Here is a 14,091-nt window from a genome sequence, read left to right as displayed (position 1 = left end):
CCGCCACCTGGGGCGGCTGGGTGGAGCGGGTCGGGCCGCGCCGGGCCGGGTTGGTGGCGGCGGCCTGCTGGTGCGGCGGCATCGCTGTCGGCGCGTTCGGCGTCGCTCTCCACATGCTGTGGCTGCTGTGGCTGGGCGCCGGCGTGCTGGGCGGCATCGGGCTCGGCATCGGCTATATCACACCGGTTTCCACCCTGATCAAATGGTTCCCGGATCGGCGCGGGCTGGCCACCGGCATGGCGATCATGGGCTTTGGCGGCGGTGCCATGGTCGGCAGTCCGGCGGCGGACCGGTTGATGGCGGCCTTTGCCGGACCCCGCGAGGTTGGCGTGTGGCAGGCGATGCTGGTGCTGGCCAGCGTCTATGGGCTGTTCATGACCGCCGGCGCGCTCGGCTTCCGCCTGCCGGCACCGGGCTGGACGCCGCCGACCAAGGCCGAAGTGATTGCCGGCGGCCAATATGTGCCGCTCAGCCGCGCCTGGCGTACGCCGCAGTTCGCGCTGGTCTGGTGCGTGCTGCTGTTGAACGTGTCGGCCAGCATCGGCATCATCGGCCTCGCTTCCCCCATGGTGCAGGAAATCTTTGGCGGCGGCCTGTTTGGCGAGACGGCGCGATTCTCTGATTTCACCGAGGCGCAAAAGGCCGCCGCGGCTGCCGCCGGTGCCGGCTTCGTTGGCCTGATCAGCCTGTTCAACATCGCCGGGCGCTTCGTCTGGGCCAGCCTGTCAGACCGGATCGGGCGCAAGGCCATGTATGCCGCCATCCTGGCGCTGGGCGCGGCCTGCTATGGCCTGGCGCTGCCCACGGCGCCCGGCTTGCCGCTGTTTGTCGCCATCTTCGCGCTGGTCGCGTCCATGTATGGCGGCGGCTTTGCGGCGGTGCCGGCCTGGCTCGCCGATCTGTTCGGCACCAAACAGGTTGGTGCCATCCACGGCCGGTTGCTCACCGCCTGGAGCACCGCGGGCGTGCTGGGGCCGCTGCTGGTCGCCTATGTTCGCGATGCCCGGCTGGCCGAAGGGGTGCCGCGAGAGGCCGTCTATGGCCCGATCTTCCTGATGCTGGCCGGCCTGCTGGCGCTGGGTCTGGTGGCGGCATTGCTGGTGCGGCCGGTGCGCGCCGATCTGTGGGTTGAGGATGATGGCCCGCCGCCCGCGCTCACCGCTGTCTCTGGCACCGCAGCGCCTGCGGCCTGGAGCCTGCGCCTCGGTGCCTGGGGCGCCGTGCTGATCCCGCTGGCATGGGGCGCCTGGTTCACCGTGCAAAAGGCTGCGGTGCTGCTGGCCCAATGAAAAGGGCCGCCGGTTTCCCGACGGCCCCCACATTGTCATCCGTCCGCGAAGGGCGGTGTCTGGTGTATCAGCGAACCACGACCTCGACCGTGGCCACCAGCGCCTTCGCGCCAATGATGAAGCAATGAGACACTGGATCACCTCCTTTCAGCTTGTTGAACAAGAACTCGAGTGTCATGGGAAATGGCCATGATCGCAAGTGGCATAATCACGCAGCTGCGCATTGGCCGGCCACAGGTGTTGCCGGGCCACAACAGGCTCTCCGCCTATCGCCGCCAGCCGGTCAGCGGCCCGGTCGTGGTGCACGAATTGGGGCTGGACGGTGACCAGGTCGGCAACACCCGGGTGCACGGCGGGCCGGAAAAGGCAGTCTATGCCTATCCGTTGTCCGGCTATGCCGGCTGGCGCGCCGAATTTCCCGCGATTGCCGACCGCTTTGAACCCGGCGCCATGGGCGAGAATCTGGTGGTGGACGGGCTCGACGAGGCCAGCCTGTGCCTGGGTGACGTCATCCGCTGCGGGACTGCCACGCTGCAGATCGCCCAGATTCGCGAGCCCTGCTCCACCTTTGCCGCGGCGCTGGGCACCGCCCGCGTCGTCAAGGCGATGACGCGTTCGGGCCGCTGCGGCTGGTATCTGCGGGTGCTGGACGGCGGCACGATTGCGCCCGGTGACGGCCATGACGTGATCGAGCGGCCCAACCCAGACTGGCCGATCGCCCGCTTCTCGCCGATCGCGGCCGGCAAGGCGGGACGCCATGAGGAACTGGTCGAGCTGATCGCCCTGCCCGGCCTCAGTGCGTATTGGCGGGCGAAACTGGCGAAGCGTCTGGCAGACCAGCAGCGCGCGCTGCCTTGAGCGCGCGGGCTTCCATCACGGCGATGACCATGGCACCCAGCACGAACGGAATGAACGTGTAGAGCAGCCGGAACAGCGCGACGGCGGCCAGCACGCCGGCCTTGTCCGCCTCCGGCATCAGGCCGACGATGACCAGTTCGAACACCCCCAGCCCGCCCGGCGCATGGGCCAGCGCGCCAGTGACCATGGCCACGGCATAGATGACCAGGAAGGTGAGGAGATCAGGGACGCCGGCGACCGGCAGCAGCAGCAGGTAGAGCGCGCCGCCGGCGAAGGCGAGATCGATGGTCCCGATGGCGATCTGCTGCAGCGTCTGTTTGCCGTCGGGAATGGTGAAGCGATAGCGGAAAAGCTTGAACTCGCGCCGCCAGCTTGCCGCCAGCAGCGTGTAGGCGACGACACCGGCCAGCAGCAGCACGCCGGTAAACTCTTCGAGTTGCGGCGGCGCCCATTGCCGGATGGGTTCGGCCAGCGTGGGCGAGACCACCAGGCCAACGCCGGCCACGAAGATGATGCCCAGCCAGAAGGTCCAGCCGCAGAGCAGGATGATCATGGCGATATCGGCCGGCTTCACCCCGGCACGGGTGTAGATGCGATAGCGCACGGTGCCGCCGGTGAGGATTGTGATGCCCAGCGTGTGGCTCATGGTGAAGCTGGAGAAGCTGGCCGCAGCCAGCGTGGGCCAGCCGATGTGATAGCCCAGGTGCCGTGTGGCGAACCAGTCGTAGCCGACCAGCACGACATAGGAGAGGAAGGTGGAAACGCCGGCAAAGGCAATCAGATGGGTGGGCGTGGCGTGGATTTCGGCCATCACGTCGGCCATCGTCACCTGGCCGGAGATCTTCTTCAGGCCCCAGGCCGCCAGTGCCAGCACAACGAGGCCGAGCCCGGCGCCGACCCAGCTTTTCCAATTGGCGCGGGGACGCTGATCCGCAGCCGGGGCCGGGCCTGATTCCGCTTGCTGTACCGACACGTCCAGACGCCGCTTCCTTGATACCACCGGTAAGCCCGGCCAAACTGCCGGTAGGCCCGGAGGGACTCGAACCCCCAACCAAGCCGTTATGAGCGGCCTGCTCTGACCATTGAGCTACAGGCCCGAACCGGGCCCACAGCGGTTAGCCGATGCAGATGCAGTTGGGAAGGCCGGGCGGCGCTGGCAAGGTGGCGCAGGGGCGCAGACAGGAAAAAAGGGCCGGATGCGGGGGAGGCATCCGGCCCTTCAATCTTTGCCCGGATACTCGCGCCGGGAGGGGAGGAGTGGCGCATCCGGGCTGATCGGCCGCTTCGGGGGGGAGGAAGCGCGGGCCGATCAAGCCGGGCGGGCTGCGGGGGGGGAGGAGCAGCAGGCCCGGCGTTGCCGCTATCGCGGCGACAGGGACTATCTACGGATTCGCTCCGGCTTTTTGCACTGCACAATATCGTGTTGCAGCCATGCGTTCAGTGCATGGCTTACGAGGAGTGATTCCAGTCAATGCCTTGTTATCGCTGCAAGATGCCAGGTGCGCGGCCATGCCTGCGACCGCCTGCCTCACATGTCCAAAGCGGCTCCGGTCATGCGTTCGACCAGGAAATCCCGCAGCGCAGCGATGCGCAAGCTGCGCCGCAGCTCGGCCGGATAGGTGAAGAAGGTGCGGAACACCGGGCCTTCCACCTGCGGCAGCACCACCTGCACCTTGCCGGAAAAGCGGATCAGATAGGACGGCAATGCGGCGATCCCTGCCCCCGATTCCACCGCCTGCAATACGCCATGGCTGTTGTTGATGGTCAGTGCCGCGGCGCGCGGATGGCCTTCGTGGCCGAGCTCAAGGATCCAGTTGATGCCCTTCAGAAACTCCGGCGCGGCATCGCCATAGGCAATCAGCCGGTGCTGATCGAGATCGGCGATGCTCCTGGGCTCGCCGTGGCGGGCAAGATAGTCGGGGCTGGCGACGAGGTGATGACGGATGCCGGCCAGCGGCCGCTGCATCAGCTCGCTCTGGAACGGGCGGTGAAAGCGGATCGCCACGTCGGCCTCGCGCTTGGCGAGATCGAGATCGGCATCGGTGAGCATCAGGTGGACGCTGATATCGGGATAAAGATCAAGGAACTCGCCCAGCTGCCGCGCCAGCCAGGTCGATCCGAACGAGACGGTGGTGGTCAGCCGGATGGCGCCGGTGGGCCGGTCACGGCTGGCGTCGATGGCCTGCGCGGCCTTGTCGATGCGCTCGTGCATGTCGGCGGTGGCGCTGCGCAGCTGCTCGCCTTCGTGCGTCATGGCCAGGCCACGGGCGTGGCGGTGGAACAACTTGGCGCCCAGGCTCTCTTCCAGCGCCGCGATCTGGCGCGACAGGGCGGGCTGGCTCATGTGCAGGCGGCGCGCGGCCTCGGTGAAGCTGCCGGCTTCGGCCACGGCGTCGAACAGGCGCAGCTTTTCCCAGTCAAGATTGATGCCCGGTTGCATGCGCCCCCTCCCCCGTCCTTATCCGTGCGCCAGGAAACGCTCCGCTTCCAGCGCCGCCATGCAGCCCATGCCGGCCGCGGTGACGGCCTGGCGATAGAGCTTGTCCTTCACGTCGCCGGCCGCGAACACACCGGGCACGCTGGTGGCCGTGCTGTCGGGCGCGGTGATGATGTAGCCTTCCTCGTCCATGGTGAGCTGGCCGGTGAACAATTCGGTGGCCGGCACATGGCCGATGGCGATGAACAGGCCGTCGGCCGGCAGGTGGCGCAAGCTGCCATTGCGCGTGTCGCGCAGGGTCAGGCCTTCCACCTTCAACGGCATGTCAGTGCCATGCACTTCGGCCACTTCGCTGTGCCAGTGCATCACCACCTTGGGATTGCTCTCCAGCCGGGCCTGGTTGGTCTTGTCGGCCCGCAGCTCGCCGCGACGGTGGACCAGGTGCACACGGCTGGCAAATTTGGTGAGGAACATCGCCTCCTCCACCGCGGTGTTGCCGCCACCGACCACGACGACCTCCTTGCCGCGGAAGAAGAAGCCATCGCAGGTGGCGCAGGCCGACACGCCAAAGCCGCGGAACTTCGTCTCGCTGGGCAGGCCGAGCCAGCGCGCCTGGGCACCGGTGGCAATCACCAGCGTGTCCGCCGCCCAGCCCTGGCCGCTGTCGGTTTCCAGCACGAACGGCCGACGCGAAAGATCAACCTTGGTGACGATATCTGTGATGATCCCGGTGCCGACATGGCGGGCCTGGGCCTCCATCTTCACCATCAGGTCGGGGCCCATCACCATGGTTTCGCCCGGCCAGTTTTCCACTTCGGTGGTGATGGTGAGCTGGCCACCAGGCTGCAGGCCCTGGATCAGCACCGGATCAAGCATGGCGCGCGCGGCATAGACGGCGGCGGTATAGCCGGCCGGGCCGGAGCCGATGATCAAGACCTTGGCGTGACGAGACATGAAGGCGAATCTCCTGCGCGCCGGATTGCCCGGCGATGTGTGCGGCCTGACTTAAGGGAATTTACGGCCATTTCCAGCCCGTGTGCTGCAAAGTGGCAAGCCTTGCTGGAACTGGCCCTGCGCCAATCTGCATCTTGCGCGACATTGAAACAATGTTATCAAGAATGCGGGATTTGGGATGGGGAGTTTCACATTGGTCCATCGTTCGCGGCTGCCGATCGACGATATCGATCGCGTGATCCTGCGCCATCTGCAGGCCGAGGGCCGCATCACCAACGTCGATCTCGCCACCCGCGCCGGCCTCACCGCCCCGCCCTGCCTGCGCCGCGTGCGCGCGCTTGAGGAAAATGGCGTGATCAAGGGCTATCACGCCGATCTGGATTCCGTCGCGTTGGGCTATGGCATCACGGTCTTTGCCATGGTCAGCCTGAAGAGCCAGGCCGAAGCCGACCTGCGCGCCTTCGAGGAGCATTGCGCCACCCTGCCCCAGGTGCGCGAATGCCATATGCTCAACGGCGAGATCGATTTCATCCTGAAGGTCGTCGCCCATGATCTGCAGGAATTCCAGAAGTTCCTGACCAGCGAGCTGACGCCGGCGCCGAACGTCGAGAGCGTCAAGACCAGCTTCGTCATCCGCACCGCGCTGTCACGGCCGGGCGTGCCGGTCGACTAACGCAGCCTGCGTCCCAACGGCAGCGCCAGCGCCAGGCCGGCGATGAAGCCGCCGATATGAGCCATGAAGGCGATCCGCATGCCCGGCCCGGCCAGTGCGGCGCCGGCCAGGACCTGCAACACCACCCAGGCTGTCCCCAGCCCCAGCGCCTGGACCAGCGGGCTTTTTTCGCTGCGGCCGAACAACATGGCCTGCGCCGCCACCAGGCCGGAGATGGCGCCCGACGCGCCAACGGCGGGCACGGTGCTCAGCGGCGACCAGGCCCATTCGGCGAAGCCACCGGCCAGGCCCGAAATGAAATAGAGCGCCAGAAAACGCCGGCTGCCGAGCGTCGGTTCGAGGATGCGGCCGATGGCGAGCAGCATCACCATGTTCATCAGCAGGTGCAGCGCGCCGCCGTGCAGGAACATGTGGCCGACCAGCGTGGACACCGCGCCGAGCAGTGGCACCTGGCCTTCCACTGCCAGGGTGAGCCGCGCCGGCACCAACCCGCCCCAGAACAGCAGCGCATCACGGGCGCCGCTGCTGGCAAAGCCCATCAGGATGGCGATGATGGCGTTGATCGCCACCAGCACACGGGTCACCGTGGCCGGGTGGCTCTCGGCAGGATCAATCGTCTGGGATTCAGATGAACTCAACGCGGTCGATCTGGTAATATTTGTCACCCGATGGGGTGTGGACTTCGACCTCGTCGCCGACGCGGCGGCCGATCAGCGCCTTGCCCAGCGGCGAAGAGAAGCTGATACGCCCGCCCTTCACGTCGGCTTCGTGCTGGCCGACGATTTGATAGGTGACCGGCTTGTCGTCTTCATCAAGCAGGTGAACCGTGGCGCCAAACACCGCCTTGTCGCCCGAAAGCGTCTTAGGATCGATCACGATGGCGCGGGCCAGCATGTCTTCCAGCTCGATCACCTGGGCTTCGATCTGGCCCTGGCGTTCCTTGGCGGCGTGATACTCGGCATTTTCCGACAGGTCGCCATGTGCGCGCGCTTCCTCGATGGCTTCCACCACCGCCGGCCGTTCCACTTCCTTCAGGTTGCGCAATTGCACCAGCAGGGCTTCATGCCCTGTCGGCAGCATCGGCACCTTTTCCATTGTCGCCATGGTCGTTCAACTATCCTGCAGGTCGTTCCAAAGATTTGCCCCTGATGCACTGAACGGATTGCGGGCCGTTCAGTGCCACCAGGGGCCAAGGACGGCTGTTGCCGCCAATCAGGACTGATGATGATAGGATTGAAGTGGCCGAACTTCAAGCCGGTGTCGCCGCATTGCAGCAATCGCCGCCACCGCCGCCCGGCTGGCCGGCGCCGTGGTGTAATAGGGCACGCGGCCATAGAGCGCCGAGGCGCGGATCGACTGGCTGTCCTTCAGCGATTGCAGCCCTTCGGTGGTGTTGAAGATCAAGGCGATCTCACCATCCTTGATGCGGTCAACGATGTGCGGCCGGCCTTCGGCGACCTTGTTGACCGCCGTCACCGGGATGCCTGCCGCCTTCAGGGCGCGTTCCGTGCCCGACGTGGCGACCAGTTCGAAGCCCAGCGAAACCAGGTCGCGCGCGGCCTCGATGATCTGCGGCTTGTCGCTGTCCTTCACGCTGATGAACACCCGGCCCGATTGCGGCAGGGTGGTGAAGGCGGCGAGCTGGCTCTTGGCAAAGGCGGTGGCGAAATCGGCATCGATGCCCATCACTTCGCCGGTGGACTTCATTTCGGGGCCGAGCACCGGATCGACTCCGGGGAAGCGCGCGAACGGGAACACGGCCTCTTTCACGGCGATATGATTGCCGACATTGCGCGGGCTGAGATCAAAGCTGGCCAGCTTCTCGCCGGCCATCACCCGCGCCGCGATCTTGGCCACCGGGATGCCGGTCGCCTTGGCGGTGAACGGCACGGTGCGGCTGGCGCGCGGGTTGACCTCGATCAGATAGACGTCGCCATCCTTGACCGCGAACTGCACGTTCATCAGGCCCTTCACCTTCAGGGCGCGGGCCAGCACGGCGGTCTGGCGCTCGATCTCGGCAATGATGTCCGCGCGCAGGCTGTAGGGCGGCAGCGAGCAGGCGCTGTCCCCCGAGTGCACGCCGGCCTCTTCGATGTGCTGCAGCACGCCGGCGACGTGCACGGTGTCGCCATCGGCCACCGCGTCAACGTCCACCTCGATGGCGTCGCGCAGATAACGGTCGATCAGCACCGGCGACGAACCGGAGACGACCACGGCTTCGCGGATATAGGTTTCCAGCTGCGCCAGCGTGTCGACGATCTCCATGGCGCGGCCGCCCAGCACGTAGGACGGGCGCATCAGCACCGGGTAGCCGATGGTCTCGGCCACACGCACGGCCTCCTCGGCTGAACGGGCGATGCCGTTTTCCGGCTGCTTAAGGCCAAGTTCGGTGATCAGCGCGGCAAAGCGCTCACGATCTTCGGCGAGGTCGATCGAGTCCGGGCTGGTGCCCAGGATCGGGATGCCGGCATCCTGCAGCGCCTGCGCCAGCTTGAGCGGCGTCTGCCCACCCAGCTGCACGATCACGCCGACCAGTTCGCCGTTCTGCATTTCGGTGTTGAGGATTTCCAGCACGTCCTCGGCGGTCAACGGCTCGAAATAGAGCCGATCCGACGTGTCATAGTCGGTCGAGACGGTTTCCGGGTTGCAGTTGACCATGATGGTCTCATAGCCGGCGTCATCCAGCGCGAAGCAGGCGTGGCAGCAGCAATAGTCGAACTCGATGCCCTGGCCGATGCGGTTGGGCCCGCCGCCCAGGATGACGATCTTGCGGGCGCTGGTTGGCTTGCTCTCGCAATCGGGCTCACCAAAGCTCGGCGCTTCATAGCTCGAATACATATAGGGCGTCTTGGCGGCGAACTCGCCCGCGCAGGTGTCGATGCGCTTGAAAACGGGGCGCACGTTCAGCCCCCGGCGGACACGGGAGACCTCGGCCTCGGTCGTGTCGGCCAGCTTCGCCAGCCGTGCATCGGAAAAGCCGACAGACTTCAGGCGGCGGAAGCCGGCCGCATCGGTGGGCAGGCCATTGGCCTTCACGGCGGCTTCCATTTCCATCAGTTCCTGCATCTGGCGCAGGAACCAGGGTTCGAACTTGGCGATCTGGTGGATGCGCTCCACGCTCATGCCGGCGCGCAGCGCATCGGCGGCGACCAGCAGGCGATCGGGCGTCGGGCGGCTCAGCGCCGCCTCGATCTCCTCGATGGTGGCGCCCTGCAGCGTTTCCACCTCGTCAAAGCCAGTCAGCCCGGTTTCCAGGCCGCGCAGCGCCTTCTGCACGCTTTCCTGCCAGTTGCGGCCGATGGCCATCACTTCGCCCACCGATTTCATGGCGGTGCCGAGCAACGGTTCCGAGCCCTTGAACTTTTCGAAGGCAAAGCGCGGGATCTTGGTGACGATATAGTCGATGGTCGGCTCGAACGACGCCGGGGTGGCGCCGGTGATGTCGTTCATGATTTCATCGAGCGTGTAGCCGACCGCCAGCAAGGCGGCGACTTTGGCAATCGGGAAGCCGGTGGCCTTCGACGCCAGCGCCGACGAACGGCTGACACGCGGGTTCATCTCGATGACGACCAGGCGGCCATCCTTGGGATTGACCGCGAACTGCACGTTGGAACCGCCGGTTTCCACCCCGATCTCGCGCAGCACCGCGATGCTGGCGTTGCGCATGATCTGATATTCCTTGTCGGTCAGCGTCAGCGCCGGGGCGATGGTGATGCTGTCCCCGGTGTGGACGCCCATCGGATCGATATTCTCGATCGAGCAGATGATGATGGCATTGTCCGCCTTGTCGCGGACAACTTCCATCTCATACTCCTTCCAGCCCAGCACGCTTTCCTCCACCAGCACTTCGGTGGTCGGGCTGGCATCGAGGCCGCCGGTGACAATGCGGATGAACTCTTCCCGGTTATAGGCGATGCCGCCGCCAGTGCCGCCCATGGTGAAGCTGGGGCGGATGATCGAGGGCAGGCCGACATGCTCCAGCGCCGCGAGCGCCTCCTCGACGCTGTGGGCGATGCGGCTGCGCGGGGATTCCAGCCCGATCTTATCCATCGCGTCACGGAACTTCAGCCGGTCTTCGGCCTTGTCGATGGCTTCGGCATCGGCACCGATCAACTGCACGCCATATTTGTCCAGCGTGCCATCCTTGGCCAGCGCCAGCGCGGTGTTGAGCGCCGTCTGCCCGCCCATGGTGGGCAGCACGGCGTCCGGCCGCTCCTTCTCGATGATGCGCGCAACGATCTCGGGCGTGATCGGTTCCACATAGGTCGCATCCGCCAGCTCCGGATCGGTCATAATGGTGGCCGGGTTGGAATTGACCAGGATGATGCGATAGCCCTCCACCTTCAGCGCCTTCACCGCCTGCGTGCCCGAATAATCGAACTCGCAGGCCTGGCCGATGATGATCGGTCCGGCGCCAATGATGAGGATGGACTGGATGTCGGTGCGTTTGGGCATTACTTGGCAAGTCCCAATATGAATTGCATGATACTGAGCGCAGACATAAATGAGGAAAACGCAGGATTGCTGAGTAGCTCAACGACGATTCGCCAGGGACAATCAGGTGTCTGCAGCAATTCTTCTATGGCTTTCACGCGACCAAGAGCATTCTGTTGAGTACGATAATCCACATCAGATTGGACGATTGCAACACGAAGTGCTTTGGTTTTGTCACATATTTCGAGGAATTGATCCTCGGTTATTCTCGTGGCCAACCCTGTCCAATCGACGCTATCGAACTCAATGAGAGGAACAGATTCTTCGTTCTGCTCTAATGGAGCGTCTTCAGTATATTTCGTGATAAGGGCACCAAACCCTGCACCCTCGTAAATCCCTTGATCAGTCAATTTGTACGACGTTTCATAATCGCGCTCGCCCATATTTCCATCAAGCAAGCCATCGAGAACCATCTGATCTAATACCACACGAATTTCTTCCTTAGTGTCAATGACGTTTAGATCATCTTCACTCCAAAACAAGTTCTCCTTATCACTGAAGATTTTCTCATAAATGGTCGTCAATGAATGATACTCTGGTGCGCCATCATCAAGATGGACCAAATAAGCCAAAACAGCTTGGGCGATATCACCCTCGTTCACTTCAGTCCCCCAACAAACTTCTCGAACAGATATTGGCTGTCCTGTGGGCCGGGGCTGGCTTCGGGGTGATATTGCACGCTGAATGCCGGGCGGTCGGTCAGCTCAAGGCCGGCCAGCGTGCCGTCGAACAGCGAGATGTGGGTGGGCCGCGCCGTCGCCGGCAGGGTATCGGTATCGACGGCAAAGCCGTGGTTCATCGAGGTGATCTCGACCCGGCCATCAGAGAGCCGCTTCACCGGATGGTTGGCGCCGCGGTGGCCCTGCGTCATCTTCAATGTCTTGGCACCCACAGCCAAACCAAGCAGCTGGTGGCCCAGGCAGATGCCGAACAGCGGCAGGCCGGCATTCAGCATCTTCTGGATGGTCGGCACCGCGTGCACGCCAGTGGCGGCGGGATCGCCAGGGCCGTTGGACAGGAAGATCCCCGCCGGCTTCAGCGCCATGATCTCGTCGAATGTCGCGGTCGCCGGCACCACCGTCACCCGCGCACCGGCAGCGACCAGATTGCGCAGAATGTTGCGCTTCATGCCATAATCAATGGCCACCACATGCGGGCCATCGGGGTTGCCGCTGTGCACCGCATAGCCGCCCTGCAGCGTCCACAGGCCGTCATCCCAGCTGTAATTCTGGGTGGCGCTGATCACGCTGGCGAGGTCCATCCCCTCCAGCCCCGGCCAGCCGCGCGCCTGGCTGAGCAGCGTCTTGATGTCGAACTGGCCGGCCTTGTTGTGGGCGATGACGCCGTTGGGTGCGCCGCCTTCACGGATGCGCTTGGTCAGCGCGCGGGTGTCGACGCCCGAAACGCCGATACGGCCCCAGGCCTTCATCCAGTCATCAAAACGGCGCTGGGCGCGGAAATTGGCGGCGGCGGTGACGGGTTCCCTCACCACACAGCCCAGCGCGTGCGGGTTGGCGGATTCGATATCCTCGTTGTTGGCGCCGACATTGCCGATGTGGGGAAATGTGAAGGTGATGATCTGCCCGGCATAGCTGGGGTCGCTCATCACTTCCTGGTAACCGGTCATCGCGGTGTTGAAGCACACCTCGCCCACCGCCACGCCTTCGGCACCAAAGCCATGACCCCAGATCACGCTGCCATCAGCCAGCACCAGAACGCCAGTTGCGCCTTTGGGTTGGACGGGCGCTTTGGCGACGGCCATGGGGGTGATTCCTTTTGTCAGGCGGGCAAACGGCCGGGCGGATAGGGGCCGCAGCGCTGCTCGTCAATCTGTTCTTTGCGGGTCCAAGACGCTATCGGGGGATAAAGATCAATCCGCAATTTGAAACACCGGAGACTGCCATGCTGCGCGACGCCATCAAAGCCGCCACCACCGACGCCATGAAGGCCCGCTACACCGCCCGGCTGGGGGCGCTGCGGCTGATTTCGGCGGCGCTGAAAAACAAGGATATCGAACTGCGCACCGGTACCGCGCCGGCCGATGACGATGTGCTGGTGGCCGATGTGCTGATGAAGATGGCCAAGCAGCGCCGCGAATCGATCGAGATGTATGTGAAGGGCGGCCGCGCCGAGCTGGCCGACGCCGAACGCGCCGAACTGGCAGTGATCGAAGGCTTCCTGCCCAAGCAGATGGACGAGGCCGAGGCGCTGGCCGCCATCAAGGCGGTGGTGGCCGAAATCGGCGCCACCAGCGTGAAGGACATGGGCCGGGTGATGGCGGCGGTGAAGGAGCGTTTTGCCGGCAAGCTGGACATGAGCAAGGCCAGCGGGCTGGTGAAGGCCGCGCTGGGTTGAGCCTTTCTCCTGCCTTCCTCGACGAACTGCGCGCCCGCGTTCCGGTTTCGGGCGTGATCGGCCGGCGCGTGAAGCTGACGCGGGCGGGGCGGGAGATGAAGGGCTGCTGCCCCTTCCACAACGAGAAGACGCCCAGCTTCTATGTGAACGACGAGAAGGGCTTTTATCACTGTTTCGGCTGCGGTGCGCACGGCGACGTGATCCGCTTCATGACCGACAACATGGGCCTGCCGTTCATGGAAGCGGTGAAGCAACTGGCAGCCGAGGCCGGGTTGGAGGTCCCCGCCCCCACCCCCGAGGCCCGCGCCAGGGCCGAGGTGGCGGACAGCCTGGCCGAACTCACCAGTCGCGCCGCGGCCTGGTTCCAGGCGCAGCTTGCCGGCGATGGCGGCGCTGGCGCGCGTGCCTATCTGGAACGGCGCGGCGTGCGGCCGGCGACGGTGAAGGCCTTTGCGCTGGGCTATTCCCCCGACTCGCGCACCGCCCTGCGTGGCCATCTGAAGGACGCCACCGCCGACAAGCTGCTGGAGGCCGGCCTGATCGGCAAGACAGACAGCGACGAGACCTATGACCGCTTCCGCGGCCGGCTGATGTTCCCGATCCGCGATGCGCGCGGGCGCGTCGTCGGCTTCGGCGGCCGCGCGCTGGGCGATGTGCAGCCCAAATATCTGAACAGTGCCGATGGCCCGCTCTTTGACAAGGGCCGGCTGCTCTACAATCTCGATCAGGCCGGACCCGCCGCGCGCAAGGCGAACCGGCTGATCGTCGTTGAAGGCTATATGGACGTGATTGGCTTGGCCCAGGCCGGGATCATCGAAGCCGTTGCGCCGCTGGGCACCGCGATGACCGAAACCCAGCTGCTGCTGGCCTGGCGGTTGGTCGACGTGCCGGTGCTTTGCTTCGATGGCGACGCCGCCGGCCAGCGCGCCGCCACCCGCGCTGCCATGCGGGCGCTGCCGCTGCTCAAGCCCGGCAAGTCGCTCAGCATCGCCACCCTGCCGCCGGGCCAGGACCCGGACGATCTGTGCCGC

The 14,091-nt window shown here is 65.1% G+C and carries 13 protein-coding genes and 1 tRNA gene; 5 read left to right on the top strand and 9 right to left on the bottom strand.

Going from position 1 to position 14,091, the window contains the following annotated elements; translation table 11 throughout:
* Together GJ693_RS08570 and GJ693_RS08565 are read left to right on the top strand one after the other, a co-directional pair.
* A partial coding sequence (locus tag GJ693_RS08570) for an OFA family MFS transporter (protein ID WP_156255894.1) occupies window positions 1-1,289 on the top strand: 1,289 nt, incomplete at its 5' end.
* A gap of 189 nt (window positions 1,290-1,478) precedes the next feature.
* The gene (locus tag GJ693_RS08565; protein ID WP_197042064.1) at window positions 1,479-2,147 is read left to right on the top strand and encodes an MOSC domain-containing protein; all 669 of its coding nucleotides are present in this window, start codon (window positions 1,479-1,481) and stop codon (window positions 2,145-2,147) included.
* Here the strand turns inward: GJ693_RS08565 and GJ693_RS08560 are convergent.
* From GJ693_RS08560 to trxB, 4 genes are all read right to left on the bottom strand, one after another.
* Window positions 2,083-3,021 carry a lysylphosphatidylglycerol synthase domain-containing protein gene (locus tag GJ693_RS08560; protein ID WP_197042063.1) on the bottom strand — a complete coding sequence of 313 codons (939 nt, stop codon included), beginning with the start codon at window positions 3,019-3,021 and terminating at the stop codon, window positions 2,083-2,085. The genes GJ693_RS08565 and GJ693_RS08560 overlap by 65 nt on opposite strands.
* Before the next feature lie 150 nt (window positions 3,022-3,171).
* A tRNA-Ile gene (locus GJ693_RS08555) sits at window positions 3,172-3,244 on the bottom strand.
* Window positions 3,245-3,675: 431 nt separating this feature from the next.
* Window positions 3,676-4,587, bottom strand: a complete 912-nt coding sequence (locus GJ693_RS08550; protein WP_156255891.1) for a LysR family transcriptional regulator — start codon at window positions 4,585-4,587, stop codon at window positions 3,676-3,678.
* Between the two features lie 18 nt (window positions 4,588-4,605).
* Window positions 4,606-5,538, bottom strand: coding sequence for a thioredoxin-disulfide reductase (gene trxB, locus GJ693_RS08545; RefSeq protein WP_156255890.1), 933 nt, complete (start codon window positions 5,536-5,538; stop codon window positions 4,606-4,608).
* A gap of 193 nt (window positions 5,539-5,731) precedes the next feature.
* On the opposite strand from trxB, the gene GJ693_RS08540 reads away from it, so the two are divergent.
* The gene (locus tag GJ693_RS08540; protein ID WP_408014554.1) at window positions 5,732-6,211 is read left to right on the top strand and encodes an Lrp/AsnC family transcriptional regulator; all 480 of its coding nucleotides are present in this window, start codon (window positions 5,732-5,734) and stop codon (window positions 6,209-6,211) included.
* On the opposite strand, the gene GJ693_RS08535 is transcribed toward GJ693_RS08540, so the two are convergent.
* The 5 genes from GJ693_RS08535 to carA form a co-directional block, all read right to left on the bottom strand.
* The gene (locus GJ693_RS08535) at window positions 6,208-6,849 is read right to left on the bottom strand and encodes a rhomboid family intramembrane serine protease (protein ID WP_156255888.1); all 642 of its coding nucleotides are present in this window, start codon (window positions 6,847-6,849) and stop codon (window positions 6,208-6,210) included. The genes GJ693_RS08540 and GJ693_RS08535 overlap by 4 nt on opposite strands.
* The gene (gene greA, locus GJ693_RS08530; RefSeq protein ID WP_156255887.1) at window positions 6,836-7,315 is read right to left on the bottom strand and encodes a transcription elongation factor GreA; all 480 of its coding nucleotides are present in this window, start codon (window positions 7,313-7,315) and stop codon (window positions 6,836-6,838) included. The genes GJ693_RS08535 and greA overlap by 14 nt, the downstream gene beginning before the upstream one ends.
* Window positions 7,316-7,423: 108 nt before the next feature.
* Window positions 7,424-10,666, bottom strand: coding sequence for a carbamoyl-phosphate synthase large subunit (gene carB / locus GJ693_RS08525; protein ID WP_156255886.1), 3,243 nt, complete (start codon window positions 10,664-10,666; stop codon window positions 7,424-7,426).
* Window positions 10,666-11,307, bottom strand: a complete 642-nt coding sequence (locus GJ693_RS08520; RefSeq protein WP_156255885.1) for a hypothetical protein — start codon at window positions 11,305-11,307, stop codon at window positions 10,666-10,668. Before GJ693_RS08520 ends, carB begins: the two co-directional genes overlap by 1 nt.
* On the bottom strand, window positions 11,304-12,467 hold the full coding sequence (gene carA, locus GJ693_RS08515) for a glutamine-hydrolyzing carbamoyl-phosphate synthase small subunit (protein ID WP_156255884.1): 1,164 nt from the start codon (window positions 12,465-12,467) through the stop codon (window positions 11,304-11,306). Before carA ends, GJ693_RS08520 begins: the two co-directional genes overlap by 4 nt.
* A 140-nt stretch (window positions 12,468-12,607) precedes the next feature.
* On the opposite strand from carA, the gene GJ693_RS08510 reads away from it, so the two are divergent.
* A complete protein-coding gene (locus tag GJ693_RS08510; protein ID WP_156255883.1) occupies window positions 12,608-13,060 on the top strand; it encodes a GatB/YqeY domain-containing protein in 453 nt (150 codons plus the stop codon).
* On the top strand, window positions 13,057-14,091 hold a 1,035-nt coding region (gene dnaG, locus GJ693_RS08505), incomplete at its 3' end, for a DNA primase (RefSeq protein ID WP_156255882.1). The genes GJ693_RS08510 and dnaG, both read left to right, overlap by 4 nt.

Source organism: Sandarakinorhabdus oryzae, from assembly GCF_009733735.1.
Lineage (GTDB): Bacteria > Pseudomonadota > Alphaproteobacteria > Sphingomonadales > Sphingomonadaceae > Sandarakinorhabdus > Sandarakinorhabdus oryzae.
The sequence above is the reverse complement of the archived record's forward strand: the minus strand, read 5'-3'. Positions and strand labels throughout refer to the sequence as shown.